We start from the raw sequence: 1739 nt of genomic DNA on the forward strand, positions 1-1739 counted from the left end.
TCGATCTCGTTGGTAGCACCCGTGCGCAGGGCATGCAGGTTGTCCGCGCGGCCGGTGCCGACCAGGGTCCGCTGGAAGCCGCTGGCGAGGGCGAGCGTCAGCACGAGCACGGCAACGACGAGCGCGATCCCGCCGGCCGTCATCAGGGTGGCCGCCTTGCGCACGCGCAGGTTGCGCAGGTTGTAGGCGAGCGGGATGGCCATGCGCCTCCTTTCGCGCTAGCCGGCGTGACGCAGGGCGTCGACGATCTTCAGCCGCGCCGCGCTCAGCGCCGGCACGGCGCCGCTCACGAGCCCGAGGCAGGCGGCGATCGCCAGCGCGCGCGCAATCGTGCCGTTCGTGACGGCGAAGCGCGGGAAGAAACCGCCCGCCGTGAAATCCGTGAAGTCGAAGACGAGCCGCGCGAGCCCGGCGCCGAGCACGCCCCCGGCGAGGCCGAGCAGCAGCGACTCGGCCAGCACCAAACCGAGCACGGTGCGGTCCGTGAAGCCGATCGCCTTGAGGATGGCGATCTCCCGCGTCCGCTCGCGGGCCGCCATCATCATCGTGTTCATCGCCACGAGCAGAATGGCGATCACGATCGCCGTACCGATCGCGTAGATCACGAGGCGGATGTTGCCGAGCATCGTGATGAAGCCGAGCTGGAAGGCCTTCTCGGTCTCGGTCTTCGTCTCGGCGGGGCTGTTGGCGAAGCTGCCGTCGATCGCGGCCGAGACCGCCGCGGCGCGGGTCGGATCGTCGATCAGCACCGTGTAGACGCCGACGAGGCCGGAATTGCCCATCCGCTCGTTCAGGTAGTCCCAGGAGAAGAGCAGCCAGTTCGTGTCCAGGTCGGGCGAGGTGCTGCGCGCGATGCCGCGCACCGTGAAGTCCCAGCGCCCCGGGTAGATCGTGCCGCGCAGCGTGATCTGCTGGCCGACGGTGAAGCCGAAGCGCTCGGCGAGCTTGGCGCCGACGATGCAGGCCGTGCGCTCGCGTTCGAGCACGTCGCGCGCCGCCGGCGGTGAGACTGCGTACTCGGGGTAGAGATCCATGTAGCCGCGCGGGTCGACGGCGAACTGCGCGAAGAAGTTGCGCTCGTCGACGTAGACGCCGCCAAACCAGTTGGACCAGCTCACCGCGCGCACGCCCGGCACCTGGGCGAGGCGGTCGCGATAGGAGAGCGGCAGCGGGAAGATCAGCGAGGTGCTGCGCCGCACGATGAGCCGCGTGGCGCCGGCGCTCTCGAGCGAGGCGTCGAAGGCGGTCAGCACCGTGCGCAGGGTGGAGAAGAGAAAGAGCGAAACCAGGATCGAGAGCACGGTGAGCACCGTGCGCCGCTTGCTGCGCAGGAGACTGCGCAGGACGAAGGGGACGAAGCGCATCAGGCTCGCCCTCCCATCAGGCCCGCGGCTCGCCGCGACGCACGGACTCGACGAGCACGCCCTTTTCGAGGTGCAGGATGCGGTCGGCGCGTTCGGCGGCGTGCGGATCGTGCGTCACCATGACGATGGTCATCCCCGACTCCTGGTGCAGGCGCTGGAGCAGGGAGAGCACGGCGGCGGCGCTCGCCGCGTCGAGGTCGCCGGTCGGCTCGTCGGCGACGAGCAGGGTCGGATCCGTGATGAGCGCCCGCGCGATCGCCACCCGCTGCTCCTGGCCGCCGGAGAGCTGGCGCGGGGTGTGGTCGGCGCGGTCGAGGAGCCCGACCACCTCGAGCGCGGCCAGCACGTGCGCGCGGCGCTGGCGGCGATCGAAAG

The 1739-nt window shown here is 70.6% G+C and carries 3 protein-coding genes; all 3 read right to left on the bottom strand.

Annotated elements, in window-relative coordinates:
• The coding region (locus FJ251_16105) for an ABC transporter permease (GenBank protein ID MBM4119223.1) at nucleotides 1-203 on the bottom strand (203 nt) is incomplete at its 3' end.
• Nucleotides 204-218: 15 nt separating this feature from the next.
• Complete coding sequence (locus tag FJ251_16110; GenBank protein MBM4119224.1) at nucleotides 219-1364, bottom strand: FtsX-like permease family protein; 1146 nt, start codon at nucleotides 1362-1364, stop codon at nucleotides 219-221.
• Between the two features lie 16 nt (nucleotides 1365-1380).
• A partial coding sequence (locus FJ251_16115) for an ATP-binding cassette domain-containing protein (protein ID MBM4119225.1) occupies nucleotides 1381-1739 on the bottom strand: 359 nt, incomplete at its 5' end.

The sequence above is a fragment of the bacterium genome (assembly GCA_016873475.1).
Taxonomy (GTDB): Bacteria; Krumholzibacteriota; Krumholzibacteriia; order JACNKJ01; family JACNKJ01; genus VGXI01.

Excerpts from the sequence above, each read along its gene's own strand:
- FJ251_16110 (MBM4119224.1), bottom strand. The coding sequence starts at position 1,364 with ATGCGCTTCGTCCCCTTCGTCCTGCGCAGTCTCCTGCGCAGCAAGCGG.